The organism is Mycolicibacterium novocastrense, assembly GCF_001570485.1.
Classification (GTDB): Bacteria; Actinomycetota; Actinomycetes; order Mycobacteriales; family Mycobacteriaceae; genus Mycobacterium; species Mycobacterium novocastrense.
This window is the reverse complement of sequence record NZ_BCTA01000085.1, coordinates 1-5,574: the sequence shown is the minus strand read 5'-3', so window position 1 is coordinate 5,574 and position 5,574 is coordinate 1. Positions and strand designations below refer to the sequence as shown.

At 66.6% G+C, this 5,574-nt stretch carries 4 protein-coding genes and 1 pseudogene; 1 reads left to right on the top strand and 4 read right to left on the bottom strand.

Annotated elements, in window-relative coordinates; translation table 11 throughout:
• Positions 1–152 precede the first annotated feature (152 nt).
• The 3 genes from RMCN_RS25775 to RMCN_RS25765 all read right to left on the bottom strand — a co-directional run bounded on the left by RMCN_RS25775 (position 153) and on the right by RMCN_RS25765 (position 3,843).
• On the bottom strand, positions 153–1,208 hold the full coding sequence (locus tag RMCN_RS25775; protein ID WP_067395340.1) for an alpha/beta hydrolase: 1,056 nt from the start codon (positions 1,206–1,208) through the stop codon (positions 153–155).
• Positions 1,209–1,253: 45 nt separating this feature from the next.
• Positions 1,254–3,035, bottom strand: a complete 1,782-nt coding sequence (locus tag RMCN_RS25770) for a hydroxysqualene dehydroxylase (RefSeq protein ID WP_067395338.1) — start codon at positions 3,033–3,035, stop codon at positions 1,254–1,256.
• 115 nt (positions 3,036–3,150) lie between these two features.
• Positions 3,151–3,843 (bottom strand): demethylmenaquinone methyltransferase, encoded by a 693-nt coding sequence (locus tag RMCN_RS25765; RefSeq protein ID WP_067395334.1) that lies wholly within the window; start codon positions 3,841–3,843, stop codon positions 3,151–3,153.
• Positions 3,844–3,913: 70 nt separating this feature from the next.
• Here RMCN_RS25765 and RMCN_RS25760 point away from each other — a divergent pair, with 70 nt between their 5' ends.
• Positions 3,914–4,738 carry an SDR family oxidoreductase gene (locus tag RMCN_RS25760; protein WP_067395332.1) on the top strand — a complete coding sequence of 275 codons (825 nt, stop codon included), beginning with the start codon at positions 3,914–3,916 and terminating at the stop codon, positions 4,736–4,738.
• 34 nt (positions 4,739–4,772) lie between these two features.
• On the opposite strand, the pseudogene RMCN_RS31645 reads toward RMCN_RS25760, so the two are convergent.
• Positions 4,773–5,574 (bottom strand): annotated as a pseudogene (locus RMCN_RS31645) (hypothetical protein); the annotation flags it as partial.

The following is a 5,574-nucleotide window of genomic DNA, read 5'->3' as shown; positions in this document are numbered from 1 at the left end:
AATGGATAACCTTCAGACACTAGCCACGTGACCTGCGGAAACGCGGAGATCCGTCACGGCAGCCGGGCAGGACCCCCAGAGAACCACCGCCACTCCGCCATCGGAGGCCGCCCACCGGTCACACGACTGACCAACCTCCCTGGGCATCACAACTAGCCGAGCGATTTCGCGAACCCGCTGACGTCGCGGATGGATGCGTCGAACACGTCGGGCATATAAGCCCCGCACAGCAGGTCACCGCCATGACAGGTGCCCGCGACCACCCGGCCCACCGCGGGAACACCCGCGCGCAGCAGGCGCCGGTAGTAGGCGAGGCCCTCGTCGCGCAGTGGGTCCAATTCGTTGACCGAAATGACATGGGGCGGAAGGCCGTTGAGTTCCTCGTCCGTCGCCACCGCCGCCCAGCAGGTGGCGTCGCCGGCATGGGAGCCGTCGGGGTTGTAGATCGAACCCAACAGCGCGAGTTGGTGGCGGCTCACGAAATACTCGTCGTTTTCCGCCAGCGAGGGCAGGTCATCGCACTCTTCGAGCCAGCGGTTGGAGATGTAGGGGCACTGCGCGTAGCACCCGGCGATCTCGTGTAGCCAGCCCTCTCGTTTGGCCTTGTGCGCGACGGTCAGCGTGAGGTTTCCGCCGCCGGACTCCCCCGACACGATCAGATGGCTGACACCGAGCTCGGTGCGATTGGCCGCCACCCAGCGCACCGCGGCGGCACAGTCGTTGAGACCGGCAGGGAACGGGTGCGGGCCGAGTTTGCCGCCGGAGTTGCGGAACTCCACACCGACCACGACGAGCCCTGTGGCGGCGAGGCATTCACGGATCTTGATGTAGCCGATGTCGGCCGCGCTGCCGATCGCCATGCCGCCGCCGTGCAGATGAATGACGGCGGGCATCAGGCCGCCGTCGTCGTCGGGGCGGCTGATGTAGAGGGTGATGTCGTTGCCGTCGGGGCCGGGAATGGTTGTCGTCGATGTGGTCACCCCGGAGACGGTGGGCAGGTCCTTGCCCAACGCTTCGAGGATCGCGCCCATCGCCTCCTCGCTCACGGTCGCGAAGGCAATGCGGTCCTCGAGCGGTGCGTCGACGCTCAGCGGTGCGGCGGGCAGTCGGCCGTCGAGACCGAACTGCGCGAAGGCCTTGACCATTCGGGGGTCGGAGCGGGGATCGGTGGCGAGGGTGGAGTCCGGGTCGACCAGGCGTCCGTGCATCCCCAGACCGTAGCGCGCGATCGAGGTGACCGACCCCGGTTTCGGCTACCGCCGGGTCGGCCACCTCGTGTCGACGATGTCGAGCAGATGGGGAAGTCCCGCGCGGTAGCGAGCCCGGTCGGCGTTCTTGAACGGCACCCACCACGGCGCCTGGAACAACTCGACGATCTTCACCATGTCGCCGTTGTAACCCGACGCCTGCAGTACGCCGTTGGCGGCGTAGCGGCCGCCCTCGTTGGTGCCCTCCATGGTCGTGACGTTCTGGTCGGTCTTGATCCATTCGCCGGCCAGAAACAGGTTGTCGATACCGGTGACCGCGGTGGGGCGACGGTTCCAGGAGCCGGGGTCCTGGATGAACAGCGGTTCGTCATTGCGCACATCCGGTGTGCCGGAGTCGATGATCGCGGGGTCGAGGAACCAGGAGTGCAGCATGGCGTCGTCGACGATCCTGTCGGTGTCGTTGAGGTGCGCCTTGATCTGGGCCCAGGCCTCCCTGGCGATCTCTTGCGGCGTACAGTCCCTTGCGCTTCGACGATTGAAGTTGCCGGGTGTGGTCCAGTCCGAGATGATCACGGACAGACAGTCTTTGACGCTGCCGTCGCCGTAGTTCGTGAGGCTCTTCTTCCAGAACTGCTCCTCGCTGATCGAGGTGATGGCCCAACCGGAGTCGACGTAGTTGACGTGGCCCTTGGTGACGTCGACGCGTTCTTTGAGGTAGAACATCAGACCGTTCATCCACTCCGTGTGCAGCAGGGCGATGTTGGCCAGCTGCGGGTCGGCCTCGAGCACATCCGGCGTGAGTACCGCGGCGAGCTTTTCACACGGTATCGCCGAGACGTACCAGTCCGCAGTGACCTGCCGTGGCCTCCCGCCGGTGCTGACGACGGTCGCGGACTCGATGTGCCTGCCGTTGGGGGTGAGACGGGCCAGTGCCTCACCGACGCGGAACGTCACACCCTGCGCACGCAGGTGGTCGACCCACGGGTCGAGCCACTGCGAGCTGGTCGGGCCGTTGAGTACGCGGTCGAATCCCTTGTTGTCGGAGTCATTTCCGAGGAGCAGGATCGACCAGACCGAGGCTTCGCCGACGAGTCCGATCGAATGTGCGCTCGCATCTTTGGATTTCGATGCGGCAAGGTTGCGGATGATGCCGTCGGCGAGGTATCGGTTGTACTCCGGCGACTTCCTGTTCGCGCCGATGTAGTCCTCCCACGTCATGTTCTCCCATTGCCCGAGTTTGCGTTCGGTGCTGCTGGTGACGTAGACGGCGAGCTTCTGCGCCGCGTAGATCGCTTCCCACGGCGGCAACTGGAACAGCGTCTCGAACACCGTCGCGACGGAGTCGATGAACGCCTTCGGGGTGATCGGATTCGGGATCATCGGCAGCGGGAACGGGAGCGGGATCGTCAGGTCGTGGCGTCCGAGCCCGGAGTGCAGATACGACGTCGCGCGGGTCAGGTTGTCCCAGGTGCCGTTTCGGTTGCCGGGGAACGGAACTCGCCGCATCGTGTCGGTGACGTTGCGGTAGAAGCCGGGGAAGAATCGGAAGCCGTGTTCGGCGGGCAGCGGTGTCGAACCGGAGTTGGGTACGGGGATCGATCTGGCCTTGCCACCGAGCGCCTTGCGCTCGTACACGGTCACGGCGTAGCCGCGCTCGACGAGTTCGTGAGCGGCGGTGAGTCCCGCGATGCCCGCTCCGAACACCGCGACCGACTTGCCCGGCGCTGCGCGGGCCGTCGGCGGAATCGCCATCAGGGCGGCCGCGGTGGCCGTTCCCATCACGAACGACCGGCGCGACAACCGTCGCGATCCGACCCCACCCGACATCCCGCCACCGCCTTGTTCGCGGACCCCCGTCGTCGCAATAAGTTAACGGTGATTCTCGTCACGACGGCGCGCGACACGCCGGGGTTGCAGTGGTTTGGTGCCGGTGATGTTGCCGTCAGCGCAGGGGTTTGGTGGCGGCGTGCAGCGCCACGATGCCCCCGGTGAGGTTGCGCCAGCGCACCGAGGACCAACCGGCGTCGGCGATCTGGTGGGCCAGTTGCGTCTGGTCGGGCCATGCGCGGATCGACTCGGCGAGGTAGACGTAGGCCTCCGGGTTGGAGGACACGGCTCGGGCGATTCTCGGAAGCGCCTGCATGAGGTACTCCTTGTAGGCCGTGGCGAACAACCGGTTCGTCGGCGTGGAGAATTCGCAGACCACCAGCCGTCCTCCGGGGCGGGTGACGCGCGCCATCTCACGCAGCCCCGCCGCGTGGTCCACGACGTTGCGCAGACCGAAGCTGATCGTCACCGCGTCGAACACGCCGTCGTCGAACGGCAGTCGCGTGGCGTCACCGGCCACCTTGGGCACGTCGCGCGAAGCGCCGGCGGCCAGCATGCCGACCGAGAAGTCCGCGGCCACGCACCACGCCCCCGAGGTCGCCAGTTCGACGGTCGACACGGCCGTGCCCGCCGCGAGATCGAGCACCTTGTCCTGCGGGCCGATGCGCAATGCCGCCCGCGTCGCCCGCCGCCAGAAGCGGTCCTGACCCAGCGACATCACGGTGTTAGTCAGGTCGTAGCGCCGGGCCACCGCGTCGAACATCGACGCCACATCGCGTGGGTTCTTCTCCAGCGTCGCGCGGCCCATGAGTTTCACCGTAGCTGTGAAGATGCTCGAAGCGGGAATGCGGAGGACGTGCACAGGGGATATAGGGAGCATGAGCGAAAAGGTTTGGTTCATCACCGGTACGTCGCGGGGCTTTGGACGCGAGTGGACGATCGCGGCGCTCAAGCGCGGTGACAAGGTCGCGGCGACCGCGCGCGACGTGTCCTCACTGGACGATCTCGTCGAGAGATACGGCGATGCGTTGCTGCCCCTGGCGTTGGACGTCACCGATCGCGAGGCGGACTTCGCGGCGGTCAAGCAGGCCCACGACCACTTCGGGCGGCTGGACATCGTCGTCAACAACGCCGGCTACGGGCATTTCGGCTTCATCGAGGAGGTGACCGAACAGGAAGCGCGCGACCAGATCGAGACGAACGTGTTCGGCGCGCTGTGGGTCACTCAGGCCGCGCTGCCGTACCTGCGCGCGCAGCGCAGCGGGCACATCATCCAGGTGTCGTCGATCGGCGGAATCACCGCGTTCCAGAACGTCGGCATCTACCACGCATCGAAGTGGGCCCTGGAGGGGTTGTCGCAGTCGCTGGCGCAGGAGGTGGCTCCGTTCGGGGTGCACGTCACGCTGATCGAACCGGGCGGTTTCTCGACCGACTGGGCCGGCTCGTCGTCTCGGCGCTCGAAGCCGCTGCCGGATTATCGAGAGGTGCACGAAGAGGCCGACCGGATCCGCAGTCAGCGTGTAGCCAAGCCCGGCGATCCGCAGGCGTCGGCGCGGGCGCTGCTCAAGGTCGTCGACGCCGAAAATCCGCCGCTACGAGTGTTTTTCGGTGAGCTACCGCTGCAGTTGGCCAAGGCCGACTACGAGAATCGGCTCAAGACCTGGGAGGAATGGCAGCCGGTCGCCGTCGAGGCGCAGGGCTGACGTCGTCCTGTCAGGGGCTCGAGCCCTGCGGCCCTCAGGCCGCCCAATCTCCTGGTGGCGCTGGCCCGCCGGGTTCACTTGCGCCGTCGACGGGCGTCGCGGCGCTCGATTGGGTGTCGCCGGGCTGGCTGTCGTCAGCAGGTTCGGACGGTGCAGCGGTGTCGTGGTCGACTTCTCGGCTGTCGTCAGCAGGTTCAGGCGACGTAGCGTTGTCGTCTATCCGGCCGCCGTCATCGGGTTCGAACGACGCAGCGGTGTCGTCTGTCCGGCTGTCATCAGCGGGTTCGGGCGACGCAGCGATATCGTGGTCGACTTCTCGGCTGTCGTCAGCAGCATCGGGTGACGCGGCGGTGTCGTTGTCGACTGCTCGGCCGCCGTCATCGGGTTCAGGCGACGCAGCGTTGTCGTCGTCGACTGTCTGGCTGTGGGTTTCGTGTTCTTCGGGTGGGCGCAGGAGCCGTTCGGGTCGGTGGTAGTAGTTCAGGCGTGCCTGGCCGGTGTCCAGTCCCGGTGGGGGCAGCCATTCGACTTCGCAGCGCTCGTTCATTCGGGTGGTCCAGCCGTCGTCCTCGTCGACACTGCGGTTGTCGGTTCCGCAGGCCAGGCCGAGTTCGTCGACGTTGGTGTTTCCGCCTTTGGACCAGTCGGCCGATACGTGATGCACTTGGCAGCCGTAGGCGCCGACAGTGCAGCACGGCTTGGTGCAGCCGCCATCGCGCGCGATCAGCATGATCCGCTGCGCCGGGGTGGCGATGCGCTTGGCGCGGAACAGATCCAGGGCTGATCCGGTCGCGTCGTCGAAGACCGCCAGGTAGTGGTTGGCGTGGCCGGCCAGC

Coding starts and splice junctions, on each gene's coding strand:
- RMCN_RS25775 (WP_067395340.1), bottom strand. CDS start 1,208: ATGCACGGACGCCTGGTCGACCCGGACTCCACCCTCGCCACCGATCCC.
- RMCN_RS25770 (WP_067395338.1), bottom strand. CDS start 3,035: ATGTCGGGTGGGGTCGGATCGCGACGGTTGTCGCGCCGGTCGTTCGTG.
- RMCN_RS25765 (WP_067395334.1), bottom strand. CDS start 3,843: ATGGGCCGCGCGACGCTGGAGAAGAACCCACGCGATGTGGCGTCGATG.
- RMCN_RS25760 (WP_067395332.1), top strand. CDS start 3,914: ATGAGCGAAAAGGTTTGGTTCATCACCGGTACGTCGCGGGGCTTTGGA.